At 62.2% G+C, this 19,208-nt stretch carries 20 protein-coding genes, 1 tRNA gene and 1 pseudogene; 8 read left to right on the top strand and 14 right to left on the bottom strand.

What is annotated here, in order from left to right; genetic code table 11:
- Positions 1-24 precede the first annotated feature (24 nt).
- The 3 genes from OKW35_RS07290 to rpoH form a co-directional block, all read right to left on the bottom strand.
- On the bottom strand, positions 25-1,617 hold the full coding sequence (locus OKW35_RS07290) for a cytochrome ubiquinol oxidase subunit I (protein ID WP_429356555.1): 1,593 nt from the start codon (positions 1,615-1,617) through the stop codon (positions 25-27).
- Positions 1,607-1,867 carry a cytochrome oxidase putative small subunit CydP gene (gene cydP / locus OKW35_RS07285; RefSeq protein WP_018419327.1) on the bottom strand — a complete coding sequence of 87 codons (261 nt, stop codon included), beginning with the start codon at positions 1,865-1,867 and terminating at the stop codon, positions 1,607-1,609. The genes OKW35_RS07290 and cydP overlap by 11 nt, the downstream gene beginning before the upstream one ends.
- A gap of 409 nt (positions 1,868-2,276) precedes the next feature.
- Positions 2,277-3,212 (bottom strand): RNA polymerase sigma factor RpoH, encoded by a 936-nt coding sequence (rpoH, locus tag OKW35_RS07280; RefSeq protein ID WP_184026837.1) that lies wholly within the window; start codon positions 3,210-3,212, stop codon positions 2,277-2,279.
- A 354-nt stretch (positions 3,213-3,566) separates the two neighbouring features.
- Here rpoH and OKW35_RS07275 point away from each other — a divergent pair, with 354 nt between their 5' ends.
- Positions 3,567-4,127 (top strand): acyloxyacyl hydrolase, encoded by a 561-nt coding sequence (locus OKW35_RS07275; protein ID WP_429551578.1) that lies wholly within the window; start codon positions 3,567-3,569, stop codon positions 4,125-4,127.
- A gap of 41 nt (positions 4,128-4,168) precedes the next feature.
- On the top strand, positions 4,169-4,552 hold the full coding sequence (locus OKW35_RS07270; protein WP_008921685.1) for a nuclear transport factor 2 family protein: 384 nt from the start codon (positions 4,169-4,171) through the stop codon (positions 4,550-4,552).
- Positions 4,553-4,749: 197 nt separating this feature from the next.
- Here the strand turns inward: OKW35_RS07270 and OKW35_RS07265 are convergent.
- Together OKW35_RS07265 and ybiB are read right to left on the bottom strand one after the other, a co-directional pair.
- A pseudogene (locus tag OKW35_RS07265) lies at positions 4,750-5,736 on the bottom strand (2-isopropylmalate synthase); the annotation flags it as partial.
- Between the two features lie 381 nt (positions 5,737-6,117).
- Positions 6,118-7,089 (bottom strand): DNA-binding protein YbiB, encoded by a 972-nt coding sequence (ybiB, locus tag OKW35_RS07260; RefSeq protein WP_429490902.1) that lies wholly within the window; start codon positions 7,087-7,089, stop codon positions 6,118-6,120.
- 222 nt (positions 7,090-7,311) lie between these two features.
- Between ybiB and OKW35_RS07255 the strand changes: the two genes are divergently transcribed.
- Positions 7,312-8,010 (top strand): fumarylacetoacetate hydrolase family protein, encoded by a 699-nt coding sequence (locus OKW35_RS07255; protein WP_429356558.1) that lies wholly within the window; start codon positions 7,312-7,314, stop codon positions 8,008-8,010.
- Between the two features lie 34 nt (positions 8,011-8,044).
- Positions 8,045-8,689, top strand: coding sequence for a maleylacetoacetate isomerase (maiA, locus tag OKW35_RS07250; RefSeq protein WP_184062501.1), 645 nt, complete (start codon positions 8,045-8,047; stop codon positions 8,687-8,689).
- 105 nt (positions 8,690-8,794) lie between these two features.
- Here the strand turns inward: maiA and ftsY are convergent, their stop codons facing one another.
- Complete coding sequence (gene ftsY / locus OKW35_RS07245) at positions 8,795-9,949, bottom strand: signal recognition particle-docking protein FtsY (RefSeq protein ID WP_429490904.1); 1,155 nt, start codon at positions 9,947-9,949, stop codon at positions 8,795-8,797.
- Between the two features lie 250 nt (positions 9,950-10,199).
- Here ftsY and rsmD point away from each other — a divergent pair, with 250 nt between their 5' ends.
- Together rsmD and coaD are read left to right on the top strand one after the other, a co-directional pair.
- A complete protein-coding gene (rsmD, locus tag OKW35_RS07240) occupies positions 10,200-10,814 on the top strand; it encodes a 16S rRNA (guanine(966)-N(2))-methyltransferase RsmD (RefSeq protein ID WP_429551577.1) in 615 nt (204 codons plus the stop codon).
- A 100-nt stretch (positions 10,815-10,914) separates the two neighbouring features.
- Complete coding sequence (coaD, locus tag OKW35_RS07235; protein ID WP_062125937.1) at positions 10,915-11,424, top strand: pantetheine-phosphate adenylyltransferase; 510 nt, start codon at positions 10,915-10,917, stop codon at positions 11,422-11,424.
- Positions 11,425-11,916: 492 nt separating this feature from the next.
- On the opposite strand, the gene OKW35_RS07230 is transcribed toward coaD, so the two are convergent.
- Together OKW35_RS07230 and OKW35_RS07225 are read right to left on the bottom strand one after the other, a co-directional pair.
- On the bottom strand, positions 11,917-12,264 hold the full coding sequence (locus tag OKW35_RS07230; RefSeq protein ID WP_184062495.1) for a winged helix-turn-helix domain-containing protein: 348 nt from the start codon (positions 12,262-12,264) through the stop codon (positions 11,917-11,919).
- 324 nt (positions 12,265-12,588) lie between these two features.
- The gene (locus tag OKW35_RS07225; protein WP_184062493.1) at positions 12,589-13,251 is read right to left on the bottom strand and encodes a hypothetical protein; all 663 of its coding nucleotides are present in this window, start codon (positions 13,249-13,251) and stop codon (positions 12,589-12,591) included.
- A gap of 160 nt (positions 13,252-13,411) precedes the next feature.
- On the opposite strand from OKW35_RS07225, the gene OKW35_RS07220 reads away from it, so the two are divergent.
- Together OKW35_RS07220 and OKW35_RS07215 are read left to right on the top strand one after the other, a co-directional pair.
- Positions 13,412-14,041: a hypothetical protein gene (locus OKW35_RS07220; RefSeq protein WP_429551836.1), complete on the top strand. Its 630-nt coding sequence runs from the start codon at positions 13,412-13,414 to the stop codon at positions 14,039-14,041.
- A gap of 102 nt (positions 14,042-14,143) precedes the next feature.
- Positions 14,144-14,401: a YfhL family 4Fe-4S dicluster ferredoxin gene (locus OKW35_RS07215; protein ID WP_184062491.1), complete on the top strand. Its 258-nt coding sequence runs from the start codon at positions 14,144-14,146 to the stop codon at positions 14,399-14,401.
- A gap of 78 nt (positions 14,402-14,479) precedes the next feature.
- Here the strand turns inward: OKW35_RS07215 and hisC are convergent, their stop codons facing one another.
- The 6 genes from hisC to ispE form a co-directional block, all read right to left on the bottom strand.
- Entirely contained in the window at positions 14,480-15,559 is a 1,080-nt protein-coding gene (hisC, locus tag OKW35_RS07210; RefSeq protein ID WP_429551576.1) for a histidinol-phosphate transaminase, read from the bottom strand.
- Positions 15,560-15,609: 50 nt separating this feature from the next.
- The gene (pth, locus tag OKW35_RS07205; protein WP_429551575.1) at positions 15,610-16,215 is read right to left on the bottom strand and encodes an aminoacyl-tRNA hydrolase; all 606 of its coding nucleotides are present in this window, start codon (positions 16,213-16,215) and stop codon (positions 15,610-15,612) included.
- Positions 16,216-16,363: 148 nt separating this feature from the next.
- Positions 16,364-16,981, bottom strand: a complete 618-nt coding sequence (locus tag OKW35_RS07200; RefSeq protein ID WP_184062487.1) for a 50S ribosomal protein L25/general stress protein Ctc — start codon at positions 16,979-16,981, stop codon at positions 16,364-16,366.
- Positions 16,982-17,144: 163 nt separating this feature from the next.
- Positions 17,145-18,101: a ribose-phosphate pyrophosphokinase gene (locus OKW35_RS07195; protein ID WP_008921698.1), complete on the bottom strand. Its 957-nt coding sequence runs from the start codon at positions 18,099-18,101 to the stop codon at positions 17,145-17,147.
- A 62-nt stretch (positions 18,102-18,163) separates the two neighbouring features.
- Positions 18,164-18,240: transfer RNA gene (locus OKW35_RS07190), tRNA-Gln, on the bottom strand.
- A 52-nt stretch (positions 18,241-18,292) separates the two neighbouring features.
- Complete coding sequence (gene ispE, locus OKW35_RS07185; protein WP_429551574.1) at positions 18,293-19,174, bottom strand: 4-(cytidine 5'-diphospho)-2-C-methyl-D-erythritol kinase; 882 nt, start codon at positions 19,172-19,174, stop codon at positions 18,293-18,295.
- Positions 19,175-19,208 lie beyond the last annotated feature (34 nt).

Below are 19,208 nucleotides of genomic sequence, written 5' to 3'. Positions count from 1 at the left end.
CCTCCGGGGCGGTGCAGCGGTGCGTCATGCGGCCGTGTTCGACAGTGGCTGCGTCACCGGCTGTCCGATCTCGTGGTGATAGCGGCCCGTATGCAGCGACGAAGGGCCGAGCCGTGCGTACTTGAACATCAGCATGATCTCGATGACGAACAGCCCCGTGTAGAACAGAACGAAGCCGCCGATGCTCAGATACAGATCGCGCGGCGTCAGCGTCGACGCGGCCAGGTTGGTCGGCAGAATGCCCGCGATGCTCCACGGCTGGCGGCCCATTTCCGCGACGATCCAGCCGAGCTCGGCGGCGAGCCACGGCAGCGGAATCGCGATGACCGCCCAGCGCAGAAACCAGCGACGCTTTTCGAGCAGCAACGTGCGCTGCGCGCAGAACCAGAAGGCGAGCACGAAGGTGGCGAGGAACAGCAGGCCAAGGCCGACCATCGTGCGGAACGAGAAGAACAGCGGCAACACCGGCGGAACCGTGCTTCGTGCCGCCGCGGCGATCTGGTCTGGCGTCGCGTCGATGACGTTCGGCGTGAACCGCTTGAGCAGCAGGGCGTAGCCGAGATCGTCCTTGTACTTGTCGAACTCCGCATGCGCCTCGTCGCTGGAGTCGCCGCCCTTTAACCGCTGCAACGCCGAATAGGCGAGCATGCCGTCCTTGATGCGACCTTCGTTTTGGGCGATCAGGTCGCGCAGGCCGACCACGGGTTCGTCGAGCGAGCGGGTCGCGATAATGCCGAGCGCGTACGGCACACGGATCGCATAGTCGGTGCGTTGCTCTTTCTGATTGGGGATGCCAAATATCGTGAACGGTGCCGGCGCGGGCGCGGTCTCCCATTCGGATTCGATCGCGGCGAGCTTGATCTGCTGGACTTCACCGGTGCGATAGCCGGATTCGTCGCCCAGCACGATCACGCACAGCGCCGACGCGAGGCCGAAGCCGGCGGCGATCGCGAACGAGCGCAGCGCGAACTCGGTGTCGCGGCGCTTCAACAGATACCACGACGACACGCCGAGTACGAACATCGCCGCGGTCACGTATCCAGCTGATACCGTGTGCACGAACTTGACCTGTGCAACCGGGTTGAAGATCACCGAGCCGATGCTGTCGAGCTCCATGCGCATTGTCTGATAGTTGAACTTCGCGCCGACCGGATTGTTCATCCAGCCGTTGGCAATCAGAATCCACAGCGCCGACAGGTTCGAACCGAGCGCGACACAGAACGTGACGATCAGATGCTGGATTTTTGACAATCTGTTCCAGCCGAAAAAGAACAGACCGACGAACGTCGATTCGAGGAAGAACGCCATCAGCCCTTCGACGGCGAGCGGCACGCCGAAAATGTCGCCGACGTAATGCGAGTAATAAGCCCAGTTGGTGCCGAACTGAAACTCGAGCGTGAGGCCGGTCGCGACGCCCATTGCAAAGTTGATGCCAAACAGCTTGCCCCAGAACTGCGTCATGTCCTTGTAGATCTGCTTGCCGGTCATCACGTAGACCGATTCCATGATGACGAGCAGCCAGGCGAGACCGAGCGTGAGCGGCACGAACAGAAAGTGATAAAGCGCCGTGATGGCGAACTGGAACCGCGACAGTTCTACGACTTCGCTAACGGGCATGTTGATCACCTCGAGACGGATGCGGGGCGGGCACCGACAGCAGCGCCTGCGCGACCTGCTCAGGCGGCAGCATCATGTGCTGCGCCTGTGGATGATTGAAGAATGTGTACTTGAGCGCCATCAGTAGGACGAACTTGATGGCGAGGATGATGGCGATATCGCGCGCCAGCGTTGGACCGCGCACCCACCTGGTGAACCGGCCGCGCAAGCGCGACCGGACAGTGCTGCTGCGATTCAGGGCTATGGTCATGATCGGTCGAAGACGACTTCACGCCGGTGAGTCCGGCTGGATCCAGACCGCCCTGGCCGTCAGGCAGTCTGGCGAATGCATGCCGATTGTAGGAGGTGAACCTCGCGCGCTCAGGTTTAGCCATGCGGCAACACGTCGCGAAACTTGCCGCGTCTGTGCAGTATTGCTACCGGACTTGCGATACGTCAAGAAACGCTTACCGGCCTCGACAGGCCGGCTTGCGGATAGGCCGACGCGAATGCGCGGCCGCGGGGACGCAAGAAAGGGCGAAAAGAATGAAAAAGCCCCGCCGTCTTGCGAGGGCGGGGCTTGAGCGCGATGGTCGCTAAATGGCGCGACCGATTAACGCGTGTCGTTTTTACCTATGTCATGGGCGGGACACAATTGACGCGCGCATGGCTTCGACGCTTTACGCGTATTCGGTCAGCGCGCCGCGCATCTTCTTCATCGCGCTGGCTTCGATCTGGCGGATACGTTCGGCCGACACACCGAACTCGTCGGCCAGCTCGTGCAACGTGGAGCCGCCCGAGCCATCGTCGGCCACCTTCAGCCAGCGCGCTTCGATGATGCGGCGGCTGCGCGGATCGAGCGCGTCGAGCGCGCTTGCGATGCCGTCGCTTTGCAGCCGGTCGCGCTGACGCGAAGCCAGCACGGCAGTCGGCTCACTATGCGAGTCGGCCAGATAGGCGATTGGCGCGTACGACTCCTCGCCGTCTTCGACCTGACCTTCGAGCGCGATATCGCCGCCCGACAGACGCGTCTCCATCTCCGCGACCTCTTCGCGCTTCACGTTCAGCTCCTTCGCGAGACCTTCGATCTCGTCCGGCGTGAACGCGCCAAGCCCCTGCTTGTGGCTGCGCAGGTTGAAGAACAGCTTACGCTGCGCCTTGGTGGTGGCGACCTTCACCATGCGCCAGTTGCGCAGGATGTACTCGTGGATCTCGGCCTTGATCCAGTGCATCGCGTACGACACGAGGCGCACGTTTTGCTCGGGATCGAAGCGCTTGACTGCTTTCATCAGGCCGATGTTGCCTTCCTGGATCAGATCGGCGTGCGGCAACCCGTAACCGAGGTAGTTACGCGCGATGGACACGACGAGTCGCAGGTGCGACAGCACCAGGCGGCGCGCAGCCTCCAGATTGTCGTGTTCGCGCAATTCGGTGGCGAACTGGCGTTCCTCCGCCGGCGTCAGCATCGGAATCCGGTTGACCGCCTGGATGTAGGCGTCGATGTTGCCGAGGTGACCGGACAGCAGCGAGGAATGCGAGAGCGCCAGTGCACCTGCCGGAGCGGCCTTAGCCGACGACGGGCTCAAAGTACTCGGAAGGGTCATTGCATGGCTCACGTGTGAAGCTCCTTTGGAATCAGACAATAGCGTACTCAGTAAACGACTCCAGCGATGGATGTTAGCACTCGGATCTACCGAGTGCTAATACTTAGAGGTCGCAGGGGCATCCGAGTTCCCGAAAATCCTATTGAGTTTTGACTTCTGATAGCCATCATACGCTCTATTTGCCTTGCGCGTTGGACCTGTACAAAGTACCGCCAGGAGCGCTTGCAGGCTCATGTTTGACTGATATCGTCCCGTTTTAAGAGAATAATTGCTGTTCATGGGGCATTATCTGGGAAATACTTGCTCTTGAATTCGTGCTTGGAATAAAGGGGGCGCTCGCTTAATACCCGGCAGTATGGGGGGCGGATGAACAGGCAGAATCTTGTGGTGCGTGGGCTTACTCTAAAAAGCACGTTTGCCGTTCTGCTGGGTGCGGCGGGCGCATCCCAAGCTGAGCAGTTCGGCGTGCAGGTGGCCGCCGGCGTCGGCGACCATCACGTCAGGACGCTCGATCTCGGCGTGGTCTGGGATCCAAACCTGTCCTGGTGGGAGATCGGCGACTGGCATTTCGCGCTGCTCGGCGAGGCGCATGTCGCGTGGTGGCACACCAATGAAGGAAACGTTCACGACAACATCGGCGAGATCGGCGTGACGCCGGTAATCCGCTTCATCAGGTCGTCGGGTTCGGTGCGGCCATTCATCGAGGTGGGTGCCGGCGTCCGGCTGCTGACCAGCCCGCGCATTTCTTCCGACTTCACGTTGGGCACCTCGTTCCAGTTCGCCGAGATGGCGGGCGTCGGGTTGCAGTTCGGCGCTCGTGAGCAGTATGTCGCCGGCTACCGCTTCCAGCATGTCTCCAATGGCGGTATCAAAGAGCCGAATCCTGGTATAAATTTCAGCCAGCTATATTTGCAATATCACTTCTGACCGTGGCCGCCTGCGGCTCGCGGTGTTCGAGGGGCTCTGCAATGGCGGCAAAGATGATCGAAGCGATTCGCGGGCTCGAGCGAGAGCGTTTTCGCGCGATGGTCGATGGCGATGGGCAGTCGCTCGACACGCTGCTCGCGGACAACGTGAGCTACGTCCATACGAATGGCAAGCGCGAGACGAAGCGGCAGTTCATCGACGGGATCACCGCGGGGCGCCGTCGTTATCGGCAAATCGAGGTGCAGTCGCAGGATGTCTTGCCGGCCGGGCGCGAGACCTACGTCGTCACGGGCCGCGCGCTGATCGAGATGGAGGCGAACAACGGCGCGCTCCTGTTTCCGATTGCCTATACCGCGATTCACACGCACGAAGACGGGCAGTGGCGACTGATCGCGTGGCAGGCGACCCGTTGCGCGCTCGAGTGAGATTCTCATCGGGCGGGCGCGCCTCGTGAGCGCGTCTCCAGCGGCAGCGGAATGTGGGTGTGCACTCCGCTGCAGCAGGCTCGAGGCCCAACGCGAATTCACGCGGTCGCGCATTCGCCAGCTTTGTCGCGGCTGTTTGCGCCGTGCTCGTCTACATCGGCATCCGCGTCGCGCGCCTCGCGCGTGCCGCGCATCGCTACCTCTCCCGCATACGGATGCCGCGCCGCCACCGGAAGCCGCGTGCAGCGCTCCGCCACGCGCCGGATCGTCGCGAGATCCGAGAAATCCAGACCGCTGTCGATACCCATCGCGTCGAGATTCATCGCGACTGTGACGAGATCGACGTTGCCGGTGCGCTCGCCATTGCCGAACAGACAGCCTTCGATGCGATCCGCGCCCGCCAGCAGCGCGAGCTGCGCCGCGGCCACGGCGGTGCCGCGATCGTTGTGCGGATGCACCGACAGCACGATGCTGTCGCGGTAACCGAGATTGCGATGCATCCATTCGATCTGGTCGGCGAACACGTTCGGCGTGGCCGCTTCGACGCTTGCCGGCAGGTTGACGATCATCTTGTGATCGCGCGTAGGCCGCCACGTTTGCGCGAGCGCGTCGCACACCTCGCGCGCGAATGGCAGCTCGGTCGTGTTGAAGGTCTCGGGCGAGTACTGGAAGGTCCAGCGCGTGCCCGGCCGCGCCTGCGCGTGTTCCTTGATGAGGCCCGTGCCTTCGACGGCGAGCGCCTTGATCTCATCCTTCGACTGCTGGAACACGATGCGCCGAAACGACGGGCAGATCGCGTTGTACAGATGCACGATCGCGCGCGGCGCGCCTTCGAGCGCGTCGAACGTGCGTGCGATCAGCTCCGCGCGCGACGGCACGAAGACTTCGATCGTGACGTCGTCGGGAATGCGTCGCTCGTCGATCAGCTTGCGCACGAAGTCGAAATCGGTCTGCGACGCCGACGGAAAGCCCACTTCGATTTCCTTGAAACCGATCGCGACCAGCATCTCGAAGTATTCGAGTTTCTGCGCAGCGTTCATCGGTTCGATCAGCGCCTGATTGCCGTCGCGCAGGTCCGTGCTCATCCAGACGGGTGCGGCGTCGACCGTGCGACTCGGCCATTTGCGGCCGGTCAGCCGGACGACGGGAAAAGGGCGGTACTTTTCAGCGGGATTGCTCAACATGGAGAGGTGCCTCATTCGTGGTGTCGTCGGCGGAGGGTGGGGACGTCGAGCGGTTGGCCGACTGTTCACGCATGCTCGCTGCGGATGCTGCCTATGCAACGTACACGTGATCCTCTCGCATCGTCCGAGCGGTAAACGGACGAATGCAAACGACGACAGGTTGTGGAGAACTACGACGGGGGTGAAGCGAAACTGCGGGAACTACGGGCAGGACCGCCGACGGCAACCGGAGCTGCCAGCGCGCGGCGCTACGCGAGACTTACGCCAGGTGTAGCGATAGGGGCCGCGCCAGGCGGCCGGAGATAATTCGGAGGGTGTTCGGAAGGGAACGCATGAGGCCAAATGTATGACGGCGTGCGTTGGCCTGTCAACCCGCGGCCGTCAGGCCGCCGTCTTCGCGATATCGACGATCAGCTCGACCTGCCGCTCGAGCGCGCCAGGCACCGGCGCTTCGCCGCGCAGCACGGCGTCGATCCAGGCGGCCGTGGTCGCCGCGTCGCGCGCTTCGGGCAGCTCGACTTCGGGCGCATCGGGCGACGAGCGCTCGTGCGGCAGCCGCGTCTCGCAGATGCCGTCATGCAGCCAGTCGACCTGCACCTGGCGGCGCGTATCGGCGACCGCCTCGCCTTCGGTGCCGCGCGCGAGCAGCGCACCGCCGACGGCCGCATCGGGATGCGTGACGAACAGCTGAGTGAGACTGTCGCGATACGGCGGATGCGTGTAGTTCACGAGCCGCAATCCCGCGGGCGCGAACGGCTGCAGCAGCTTCACGAGCGTATGCGTCGAATTGCGCACGCCCATGCGCCGGCGCAGCGCGAGCAGGCGCGCGAGCTTGGGCGCCAGGACGTCGATCGAGGCGAACGCGACGCGGCGCTCCGCAAGTCCAGCTTCGATCTGCGCGTGCGACTGCGCATGGGCGATGCGCAGATGTGTGAAGATTTCCGCGCTCGTCACCCGACCCAGATCCTCGGTGACGCCGTGTACCAGCACCGGCACGCCTTCGCGGGCGAGCAGCAGCGCGAGCAGCGGCACGAGGTTCGGCTGCTTGCGCGCGCCGTTGTACGACGGAATCGACACCGGCCGAAACGCGCCGTGCGGCAGCCGCACCGGCTCGAACGACGCATGCACGGCGGCCAGCATCGCGGCGAGTTCGTCGGCGGTTTCGCCTTTCACGCGATACGCGAGCAGCACCGCGCCGAGTTCGAGATCGTCGACGCGGCCGTCGAGCATCGCGGTGTAGAGCGAGCGCGTGTCGTCGGCGGTCAGCGCGCGGGCGCCATTCGGGCCGCGGCCGATTTCCTTGATGAATCGGGCCCAGGGGAAGGGAGAAGTGGTATCGGTGGAGTCGGTCATCGTGCGCAAGAGGCGGGTGGCGTGCCGCGCCTGGCGGTTCGCTACGCCATTCGGGGAACAGTTCGGTGTGAGTATCGCATCTATGGCGAGCGGGCGAACAGCAACGAAGCGGGCACGCAGTGGCGCGCGACGGGCCGCCTGACAAGCCTCCGCGCCGTGCCGCGGGTTACACTCGATGTTTCTCGCCGCCTCGGCGGCGCACATCGGAAAACGGAGAACGGGATGAGTTACGTATTTGCACCCGCACCGCAGGTCGCGGTGCCGGTCGTGGGGTCGGGCGAGCAGTTCGCGGTGCGCCGCATCTACTGCGTGGGGCGCAACTACGAGGCGCACGCGCGTGAAATGGGCCACGACCCGGACCGCGAGCCGCCGTTCTTCTTCACGAAGCCGGCCGATGCGATCGTGTACGTCGCGCCGGGCACGACCGGCGAATTCCCGTATCCGTCGCAGACCAGGAACGTCCATTTCGAAATGGAAATGGTCGCGGCGATCGGCGAGGGCGGCAAAGACATCCCCGTCGACCGCGCGCTCGACCACGTCTACGGCTACGCGCTCGGTCTCGACATGACGCGCCGCGACCTGCAAGGCGAAGCGAAGAAAATGGGTCGTCCGTGGGATACCGCCAAGGGCTTCGATCACTCGGCGCCGCTCGGCCCGATCCATCCGGCTTCGGCGGTCGGTCACATCGGCAAAGGAGAGATCTGGCTGTCGGTGAATGGCGAGGACAAGCAGCGCGCGGATGTGTCGCAGCTGATCTGGTCGGTGGCCGAGACGATCGCGTATCTGTCGACGCTGTTCGAACTGCGGCCTGGCGACCTGATTTTCACCGGCACGCCGGAAGGCGTCGGCGCGGTCGTCAAGGGTGACCTGATGAAGGGCGGCGTGGACGGGCTCGGCGAGTTCAGCGTGCGCGTCGTCTGAGACGGCTTGCGTGCAGGTGGAGGAGGCAGACAACATGAAGCTCTACAGCTATTTCCGTAGCTCGGCGTCGTATCGCGTGCGCATCGCGCTGAACGTGAAGAACCTGTCGTACGACTACGTACCCGTGCACCTCGTGCGCGAAGGCGGCGAGCAGCTGAAGCCCGCGTATCGCAAGATCAACCCCGACTGCATCGTGCCGACGCTCGCCGACGGCAGTCATTTGCTGCCGCAGTCGCTCGCGATCATCGAGTATCTCGAGGAGACGCATCCCGAGCCGCCGCTGCTACCGAAGGCACCGCTCGATCGCGCGTATGTGCGCTCGGTGGCGCTGCAGGTCGCGTGCGAGATTCATCCCCTGAACAATCTGCGCGTGCTGCGCTATCTGAAGCACACGTTGCGAGTCGACGACGACGCGAAGGACGCGTGGTACCGGCACTGGATCGACGCGGGCTTCGCGACGCTGGAGACGCATCTTGCCGGCGACGCGCGCACCGGCAAACTGTGTTTCGGCGACGCACCGACACTCGCCGACGCGTGCCTGATTCCGCAGGTATTCAACGCGCAGCGCTTCAAGGTCGACACCGCAAAGTTTCCGACGATCCAGCGCATCTACGATCATGCGATGCAACTCGACGCGTTCGCGCGCGCGGCGCCGGGCGTGCAGCCGGACGCGGAGTGAGCCCGGGATCGCTGACACGTCGACGGTAGCTTGAAACGAAAAAAGGGCGCTCCGCGGAGTGCCCTTTTCCTTTGGTTCGCCGCGAGCGCCGCAACGATCACGCGATCAGCCGCCCAGTAGCGCGTCCGAGAACTCCTCCGCGCTGAACGGCTGCAGGTCCTCGACCTTTTCGCCGACGCCGATGAAATACACCGGAATCGGCCGCTGCCGCGCGATCGCCGCGAGGATGCCGCCCTTCGCGGTGCCGTCGAGCTTGGTGACGATCAGGCCGGTGAGCCCGAGCGCGTCGTCGAACGCCTTGACCTGTGTGAGCGCGTTCTGGCCGGTGTTCGCGTCGATCACGAGCAGCACTTCGTGCGGCGCGCCGTCCTGCGCCTTGCCAATCACGCGCTTCACCTTGCGCAGTTCTTCCATCAGATGCAGTTGCGTGGGCAGGCGGCCGGCCGTGTCGGCCATCATCACGTCGATCTTGCGCGCGCGCGCGGCGCCGACCGCGTCGAAGATCACCGCGGCCGGGTCGCCGCTTTCCTGCGCGACCACGGTCACGTTGTTGCGCTGGCCCCACACGGCGAGTTGCTCGCGCGCGGCGGCGCGGAACGTGTCGCCGGCGGCGAGCAGCACCGATTGGTCAAAGCTCTGCAGATGCTTCGCGAGCTTGCCGATGCTCGTGGTTTTGCCCGCGCCGTTGACGCCGGCGATCATCATCACGAGCGGCTGCGCGCGGCCGAGCATCAGCGATTTTTCGAGCGGCTTGAGCAATTCGACGAGCAGTGTGCGCAAGGCGGTTTTGACCTGCTGGGGGGCCGTCAGGCGTTCGCTGCGCACTTTCTCACGCAGCGCTTCGAGCAGGAATTCGGTCGCCTCGACGCCGGCGTCCGACATCAGCAGCGCGGTTTCGAGGTCCTCGTACAAGTCCTCGTCGATCTTCGTGCCGACGAAAATGCCGGTCAGGTTCGAACTGGTTTTCGCGAGGCCGCTCTTCAGGCGCGTGAGCCACGAGCGCTTCGCGCCGGCGTCCTGCACGGGCGGTGGGACGATTTCAACGGTATCGAGCATAGCGTCTGGCGGCTCGGGCTGCGGCTCGATGATCGTCGTGGCCACAGAAACGGGGGGCGCGGTAGGCTCGATCGGTTCGGCGGGCGCAACGGGCGCGGCCTCGGCCTCGGCCTCGGGTGCCGCGCCGTCTTGCGCCGCCAGCGATTCGTCTGCGGCGGTATCGGACTCTTTCGAGCCCTTGAATCGTTTGAAAAAGCTGAACATGATCTGACGTATGGGAGAGCGCGCCGATGCGCGCAGCCGGCACGGGACCGGCGAAGCGGTGGGCAGCGCCGGGATGCGAAAAGGCGGGGCGCTGGCAGCCGCACATTTTATCAGGCGTGCTGCGGCGCGTCGTATTGGCCGCTCGGCCAGGCTGGACGCGCGCCACCCCTGTGGTAACGTGAGCGCTCCGGCCCGCGCGCATCGACGCCGCGGGCGTGTTCATCACCTAGCTGAAACTGCACGATACTGCATGCCTCGTTTAGCACCTTCACGCGCCGCTGGCGCTTCGTCCAAAAGTGGCAAACCGCATGCCATTCGCATCATCGGCGGCGACTGGAAACGCACGCCGCTGCCCGTGCTCGATCTGGACGGCTTGCGCCCGACGCCCGACCGCGTCCGCGAAACGCTGTTCAACTGGCTCGGCCAGCGTCTGGACGGCCAGCACTGCCTCGATCTGTTTGCTGGTAGTGGGGCGCTCGGCTTCGAGGCCGCGTCGCGCGGCGCCGCTCGCGTGCTGATGGTGGAGCGTCATGCGCGCGCTGCCGGCCAGTTGCGCGCAAACCAGCAGCGGCTCGATGCACGCATGATCGAAATCGCCGAGGCGGACGGCCTGCGTCTTGCGGCGAGTCTCGCGCCAGGCTCATTCGACGTAGTGTTCCTCGATCCGCCGTTCGATGCCGACCTGCTCGGCAAGGCGCTCGCGGTGTCCGTGCCGCTCGTGCGCGCCGACGGCTATCTTTATGTCGAGGCAGGCGAGGCGCTCGAACCGGCCGCTCACGAGCCACTGTCAGGCTGGGAACTCGTGCGGCAGGGCAAAGCGGGCGCTGTGCACTTTCATTTGCTGCAGCGCGAAAATAAGGAATAATGCGCGTTCCAAAAAAGGGCCGGGCGGTTTATCGTCATCCGCGCCGGTGCGAAATGCGTCGCCCGGACGTGCCCTTTTGTCTGAAGAGAGGAGAAGTCTCATGGTAGTCGCCGTGTACCCGGGCACGTTCGACCCGCTGACGCGCGGTCACGAAGACCTCGTTCGGCGCGCGTCGAGCATTTTCGACACGCTGGTGGTGGGTGTGGCCGACAGCCGTGCCAAGAAGCCGTTTTTCACTCTCCAGGAGCGCCTCGCGATTGCGCATGAGGTGCTTGGCCACTATCCGAACGTCCAGGTGATGAGCTTCAAGGGACTGCTGAAGGACTTCGTGCGGACCAACAACGCGCGGGTGATCGTCAGGGGGCTGCGCGCGGTGTCGGACTTCGAGTACGAGTTCCAGATGGCGGGCATGAACCGTTATCTGCTACCCGACGTCGAGACGATGTTCATGACGCCGTCCGATCAGTATCAGTTCATCTCGGGCACGATCGTGCGCGAGATCGCGCAATTGGGCGGCGACGTCAGCAAGTTCGTGTTCCCGTCCGTCGAAAAATGGCTGAAGGAGAAGGTCGCTTCGCTGGATCCGCAGGACGGCGCTCAGGGGACCTGAGCCTGAGTCGCGCGAATGCCGGTTTTGACGGATCAAGACCGGCCAGGCCTCGGTGATCGGCGCCAGGTGCATCGGTCGGCTGTTCCAAGTAATGTTGGCGAGCCGTATTGGCGGCGAACGTCAATCCTGTCGTTATGCACGGGCATCGGTGTATTCGATGGTTCGCGCAAGCTGCGATGTCAATGATGATGCGAAGAACAAGAATTGTCTCTTCATCGCAAACGGGGCGTTCATCAATAGTCACGCCGGCTTGTCAGGTTCCTACGGAACCCTATCCGGAAAACGTCACGGGCGTGGGCAATCGATATACCTTTGTCCAATTCGCCGAGTATGAACTGACGAAGCGCACCAGTACGGTACGATGGATTTCAACAGGGTGACAGGTGCCGCATACGTGGAATTGCTGGAGCGGAGCAACTAGACGGGCATTGCAAGAGGAATGAGGAGTTTTTCCTAACCGGATAGTGCCGGCTTAACCGAAGCAGAACAATGTCAGCTTCCCTTCGCAGCTTTCGTGAACGCCTCGGCAAGTTTGTCGAAGTGCCGGAGGGCCGCGGGCGTCAGCTCGACCTGTTTGCGGCGAGCGTCTTCGGTGTCGTTGAGCAGGAGCCAGCCCTTTTCGCGCATTGACGTGATACGGGCATGCAAGGTAGCCGGCGACCCCAGCGCACTTTGGGCCATCATGTCTCGAACCGACAGGCGTTCGTTCTTTTGCCTCATGCGAGCAACGAACTCCAGGATCTTTTCTTCGAGCGGATCGAGCGCGGGAAGTGCGGGAAGACCTCGCAGTGCTTCGGTCAATTGAAGAAATCGAAGATAGATATCAGCAGGGCGGCTCATGACCATCGCTCCAACGAAAACGCCGCTCACCCGAGCGCGGAAAGCGAACCTTGATGCCCTGCGACAACCGGGCTTCTCTATTTTATCTCCATGTCCAGCTTACGTTTGGGTGTGCTCCCGGTCGCGGGCACGGCCATCGCGTTCGCGCTGTCGCTCTGGATCGACCAGGAAGTCTTCACGCACATCGAGTTCCACGCGAACCATTTCTCTCAGGTTTGGCCGTTACAAAAACTATAACGATAAAGTCGCGCGTTGCCAAGGTTCGTGCGGGTGATCAACTCGAGCCGTCGCTGGAGGACGATTGGCTGCTTTCCGAAGGCGGATTCAACCGGTCGATGCAAAACCAGGATCGTCGATCAAGTGGCGAAGGCTGTAGGGCGCTACGTGCTCGTAGAGGATCGGCCAATCTACCGCGAGTAGCGGAATCGTTGGGTCTTTCCGACACCAGTACGCAACAAACCGCGCCCAGCCCCCGAGAAACATTCCGTTGCCAGAACTCAGCAGACACGGAGGGCGAGCGACAGGCGGAACCAGCATCCGCGGCATTCCCGCCGCCAGGGTTTCAAGGGCGTCCGACGATTCGTGTGACGCCAGCAGACTGTCCTCGGTATCAGACAGGTATCGACGTACTTCTTCTGCGACGCATGTGCTGCGAAGTTCCAGGTAAGAGGCGCGGACTTCATCAAGTACTGAAGTGGGCACACACGAATAATTGGAGCCACCCAGCCTTTCCAAAGCAGCGCGCCTGACGAAGTCAGGAAGCGCCCCCAACCTTGTTTCGCAGCCGAGCAACGCATCTTGAAAGACGGGATAGCACGCGAGCCATGCAGCAGGCGGGCGGCCTACTGGTCGGCGTGCCGATAGCCACCGGTTCGTCCGGATAGCGCGTTCCGTTCCAGCCTGTTCTCTCAGATTCATCGCTATAAAAAGCATATCAATATGGACGCGGCTCTGCATGCTTGTCGAGCCGGGCATAAAGCTATACATGGGTTTTCGGTCGCGTCGCGCAGAACTTGAGGGCCTCGAGAAATTTTTTCCGTGAGCGTCACGATATCTGTGACCGAAAGCCTGCTGCTTGTGCTCGCGGAACGCCATACGGGCACGCTATGATGCATTCGGCAAAAGCAACCGAGGATGGCTCACCGCAATGTCTAGCTTACGTTTGCATTTTTGGTCGATCGCTGGGACCCTGATCGCGTTCCTGGCGTCGCTGTGGATCAATCAGGAGGTGTTTACGCACACGTCTTTCGTGCGAGGCGTCAACTGGATTTTCCTGCCGTCTGGTGTTCGGCTTCTCAGCACGTTGCTGGTTGGGTTCGATGGTGCACTCGGCCTGCTGCTTGCCGGACTGATTACAGACTTTCTGTACTGGTTTCCGCATGACCCGGTGCGTGCAATAGCAGGCGCTTTGCTTGGGTCACTGGCACCGTATCTGGTCTACAGGTTTGCGCTCGAGTATTTCGATCTGCGCGCATCGCTGACGAACCTGACGCCGAAGCGGCTGCTTGTTCTGGCTGTCGCCTATTCGGGAGCAAATACGCTGTTTCACCACCTGTGGTTCGCGCTGGCCGGTACGACGAAGAACTGGTTCGAAAGCTTCTTCACGATGTTTGTGGGTGATCTGGCCGGCGCGCTAATCATTCTGTATGTGATGAAGGCGCTGCTGGCCTTGTTGCCGAAACAGCCCGGCAATTCCCGCGTGTCGAATGGCATGTTCAGCATCCAGTTGGCGTTGAACAGCGCATACGCCAACCAGCTTGCGACGAAGGCTACCTGACCGAGAAGCGCAGCCGCCCATGACCCTGGCGTGGGATTGCACGGCCGTGCGGGGGCGAAAAAGCTATAATGTGTTGTTTTCTCTAGCAAAGTTGGTGGCGGCATGGCCTTGATGATTACCGACGAGTGCATCAATTGCGACGTCTGCGAGCCCGAGTGCCCGAACGACGCGATTTCGATGGGCCCGGAAATCTATGTGATCGACCCGAAGAAGTGCACCGAGTGCGTCGGTCATTTCGACGAGCCGCAATGCGTTCAGGTGTGTCCGGTCGAGTGCATTCCGCGTGACCCGAACCACCTGGAAACGCCCGAAGGTTTGATGGCGAAATATCACGCGTTGCAGGCCGCCAAGGGCACCTGACGTTCGCGGGAGACGCGCAAAAGAAAACGGCGAAGGCCTGCGGGCCTTCGCCGTTTTCTTTTGGGGGCGGCGTTTCCGTTATCCGACGTAACCGCTGAAAATGCCGCGCAAAGCGTCGAGCAGTATGTCGCATTCGGCGTCGGTGCCGACCGAGATCCGCAAATGCTGGTCGATGCGCGGCGCGTTGAAATGCCGCACGAAGATTTCCTTTTGCCGCAGCCGCGACGCGAGCGTCGCCGCGTCGTACCCCCCATGCCGCGCGAACAGCAGATTCGCCGCCGATGGCACCACCTCGAAGCCGAGCGCGGTCAATTCCGCCGCAAGCCGTTCGCGGCTCGCGATCACCTTCGCGCAGCATTCGCGAAACCACGCGTCGTCTTCGTAGGCGGCGGTGGCCGCGACTTGCGCGAGGCGGTCGAGCGGGTACGAATTGAAGCTGTCCTTCACGCGATTGAGCGCATCGATCAACGCAGGATCGCCGAACGCAAAGCCGACGCGCATGCCGGCGAGCGAACGCGACTTCGACACGGTCTGCACGACGAGCAGATTCGGATAGCGCGCGATCAGCGCAATCGCCGACTCGGCGCCGAAGTCGACATACGCTTCGTCAATCACCACGACCGAATCAGGATGGCTCGCGACGAGGCGTTCGATTTCCGCGAGCGGCAGCGGCCGGCCGGTCGGCGCGTTCGGATTCGGAAACAGGATGCCGCTGTTGGGCACCGTGTAGTCGTCGACGTCGATCGCGAAGCTGTCGTCGAGGGGGATGGTCCGGTAGTCGACCTCGAACAGCTTCGCGTAGGTCGGATAGAAGCTGTAAGTGATGTCGGGAAACAGCAGCGGCTCGTCGTGCTTGAGCAAGGCCTGGAACGTTAGCGCGAGTACCTCGTCCGAGCCGTTGCCCGCGAACACCTGCTCGGCGCGGATGCCGTGATACGCGGCGACCGTTTCGCGCAGCTTGCGTGCGCTCGGATCGGGATAGCGGCGCAGTGCGTCGGCCGTGTCGCCGAGCTCGCGGCGGATCGCGTCTAGCACGCGCGGCGACGGCGGATACGGATTCTCGTTGGTATTCAGCTTCACCGGATGTGCGAGCGCGGGCTGCTCGCCCGGCACGTACGGCGTCAGATGGTGAACGATGTCGCTCCAGTAGCGGCTCAAGCGATTCTCCTGGCGGGGCCGATTGCGGGTGTCGATGAGTGTGGCGCGCGTCAGCTGTTGTTACGATGCAGTTGCATCATTGCGCGTTCGAGCTCGCCCTTGATGATCTGCGGCATCACCGCGAGCGCGCGTTCGATCGACGCGTCGATGACCTCCTGCTCTTCTCGCCGCGGCGGCTTCAGCACATAGTTCGCGACGTCCGGCTTCGCGCCGGCGCGCGCGCTTTCGGGAATCAGATCGCGCGGATGGCCGATGCCGATCCGCAGCCGCCAGTATTGCTGCGACGACAGATGCGCGCTGATGTCCTTCAGCCCATTATGCCCGCCGCTGCTGCCGCCGAGCTTCAGCTTGACGCTGCCGGGTGGCATGTCGAGCTCGTCGTGCGCGACGAGGATCTCGTCGGGAAGAATCTTGAAGAATTGCGCGAGCGCGACGACCGATTGACCAGAGCGGTTCATGTAGGTTTGCGGCTCGAGCAGATGCACTTCCTCGCCATGCAACCGCGCTTTCGCGTAAAAGCCGTGAAAGCGCCGCTCGTCGCGCAGCGCGGTGCCGGCCTCGCGCGCGAGTTGATCGACCAGCCAGCAGCCGGCGTTGTGACGCGTCGCGGTGTATTCGGCGCCCGGATTGCCGAGCCCGACGATCAGCTTGATCATGATTGCGTGAGTCCACCAAGTCAGGAAGTGAAACGTACCGGACTAGAAAAGCCGAAAAAAAACCCGCCAGGGCGAACCTCGGCGGGTCACATCGACCGTTTCATAGGAAACGGATCGAGAGGATTGCTTGCTTCGAACCGGAAGGCTCTTAAGCAGCCGGCGTTTCGCCACCTTCAGCAGCAGCAGCGTCTTCAGCGATTGCGCCAGCCGGGATCGTTGCAGCAGCGACCACCGGGTTTTCCGCGTCGACGTGGGCCACGAGCGCCACACCTGCCGGCAACGGGATGTCCTTCGCGTGAACCGATTGACCTGCTTCGATCTTCGCGAGGTCGACTTCGATGAACTCCGGCAGTGCCGACGGCAAGCACTCGATTTCGATTTCGTTGAGGATGTGCGAAATCACCGCGCTCGACAGCTTCACTGCCGGGTTGGTTTCCTGGTTCAAGAAGTGCAGCGGCACCTTGGTGTGCAGCTTCTTCGTCGCGTCGACGCGCTGGAAGTCCACGTGCAGCACGAGCTGACGGAACGGGTGGTATTGCACGTCGCGCAGCAGAACCTGTTGCGACTTGTCTGCCACTTCCAGATCGAGGATCGACGAGTGGAAAACTTCTTTCTTCAGCGCGTGCCACAGGGCGTTGTGATCGAGTTCGATCAGTTGCGTGTCAGCACCGGCGCCATAAACGATACCCGGGGTCTTGCCCGAGTTACGCAGGCGGCGGCTCGCACCCGTACCTTGCAGGGAACGCTCGAAAGCGACTACTTTCATGTTGAATCTCCAATGCACTGCCCGCGACCAGGCAGTAAAAACAGGGCCTCGAAGCCGTAATGGCTGAGGCCCAGGATAGCGGCAAGAACCTTCGTTCGTTCATGCCGATTGTGCAAAAACGCCGCGTGTCGCATGAAGCGGTACCCGGTGTCTTCGCAAATGCTTAACTCTCAGCGAACAGCGACATCACCGAATCGCCGCGGCGGATGCGCGAGAACGTTTCGGCGAGCAAACCGGCGCTCGTCAGCGAACGGATCTTCGCGCACGAACGGGCTTCTTCGCCGAGCGGAATCGTGTCCGTGACAACGAGTTCGTCGAGTGCGGAAGCGGCGATACGCTCACCCGCGCCGCCCGACAGAACCGGGTGGGTGGCGTACGCGAATACCTGCTTCGCGCCGCGTTCCTTCAGAACCTGCGCGGCCTTGCACAGCGTGCCAGCCGTGTCGACCATGTCGTCCATGATCACGCAGGTGCGGCCTTCGACTTCACCGATGATGTTCATCACTTCAGCGACGTTCGCCTTCGGGCGACGCTTGTCGATGATCGCGAGATCGCAATTGAGTTGCTTCGCCAATGCACGGGCGCGGACCACACCGCCGACGTCCGGCGAAACTACCATCAGGTTGTCGTAGTTCTGCTTGCGCAGATCCCCGAGCAGCACGGGCGTTGCGTAGATGTTGTCGACCGGGATGTCGAAGAAGCCTTGAATCTGGTCGGCGTGCAGATCCATCGTGATGATCCGCTCGACGCCGGCGATTTCCAGCATGTTCGCCACGACCTTAGCCGAGATGGCGACGCGCGCCGAACGCGGGCGACGATCCTGACGGGCATAACCGAAGTAGGGGATGGCTGCGGTGATCCGGCCTGCGGATGCGCGCTTGAGCGCATCGACCATGATCATCAGTTCCATCAGATTGTCGTTAGTCGGTGCGCACGTGGATTGCAGGACGAAGACATCCTTGCCGCGCACGTTTTCCTGAATCTCGACTTGGATTTCACCGTCCGAGAAACGGCTAACCATTGCTTTGCCGAGGGGAATACCGAGGTTTTTGACGACTTCCTGTGCAAGCGCGGGATTTGCGTTGCCAGTAAAAACCATCAGGCCGTCATGGCTGCTCATCGTGCACCTACTTCAGGCTGGGGGCGGGAGAAATGCGAACTACAGCGAACTACGAGAATTTTTGGCAGGGGAGAAAGGATTCGAACCTTTGCATGCCGGAATCAAAATCCGGTGCCTTAACCAGCTTGGCGACTCCCCTACACTAACTTTGAGCTCCGCCGAACGTGGAGTTTCGTTCGACGATGCAAAATTTATGACGCGAAAGCAAAGAGTGGATGCTGATCCAAGCCCGCTGCTACTGCACTGTTCCACTCGCCGGGCAGTTTGGCTTGCGCCGCTTCTGCTTCAGCTTTGCTACGGAACGCTGCAAAAACGCTGGCACCCGATCCGGACATCCGCGCTGGCGCGATGCTTTCAAACCACCGCAACACTTGCGCTACTTCCGCGTACTTTCCTACGACAACTTGCTGCATGTCATTCCGGCCGAAGCTTTCTGGCCATTCAGTGTTGCAGCTGTGTTCTGCAGGAAAGTCCGCAATTTTGAGGGGCTTTGTATCTCTTGTCAACGCTTTTTCGGAAAAAATCGCCGCAGTCGGAACCTGCACCCTCGGCGTCACTACCAGGAAGTGACGCGGCGGCAATTGTACAACGTCTAATGATTCTCCGACACCCTCTGCAAACGCATTTTTTCCAAATACGAAGAAAGGCACGTCCGCGCCAAGCTTCAACGCAAGATCCTGCAACTCCTGACGTGGCAGATCGAGCTTCCACAGGCGATTGAGCGCGAGCAGCGTCGTCGCCGCATCGGAACTGCCGCCGCCGAGGCCCGCGCCCATCGGCAGGCGCTTGTCGATTTCGATATCAACGCCTTCGCGGGAGCCCGTATGTACCTTCAGCAACGTCGCGGCGCGTACGGTCAGGTCATGCTCGGGTGGCACGTCGGCGATTTCGGTGCGGCGCGTGATGAGACCGTCGTCGCGTCGCGTGAAGTGCAGCGTGTCGCCCCAGTCAAGCAACTGGAAGATCGTCTGCAGCGTGTGATAACCATCCGGCCGACGGCCAGTGATGTGCAGGAAGAGATTGAGTTTCGCTGGCGCGAGACAGTCGCGCAGCGAATTGGTTGTTTCGATCATGAGTGAAGGCTACATGCGCCACGGTGGCGCCAAA

This window comes from Paraburkholderia sp. MM5477-R1 (assembly GCF_050436385.1).
Taxonomy (GTDB): Bacteria; Pseudomonadota; Gammaproteobacteria; order Burkholderiales; family Burkholderiaceae; genus Paraburkholderia; species Paraburkholderia tuberum.
The sequence above is the reverse complement of the archived record's forward strand: the minus strand, read 5'-3'. Positions and strand labels throughout refer to the sequence as shown.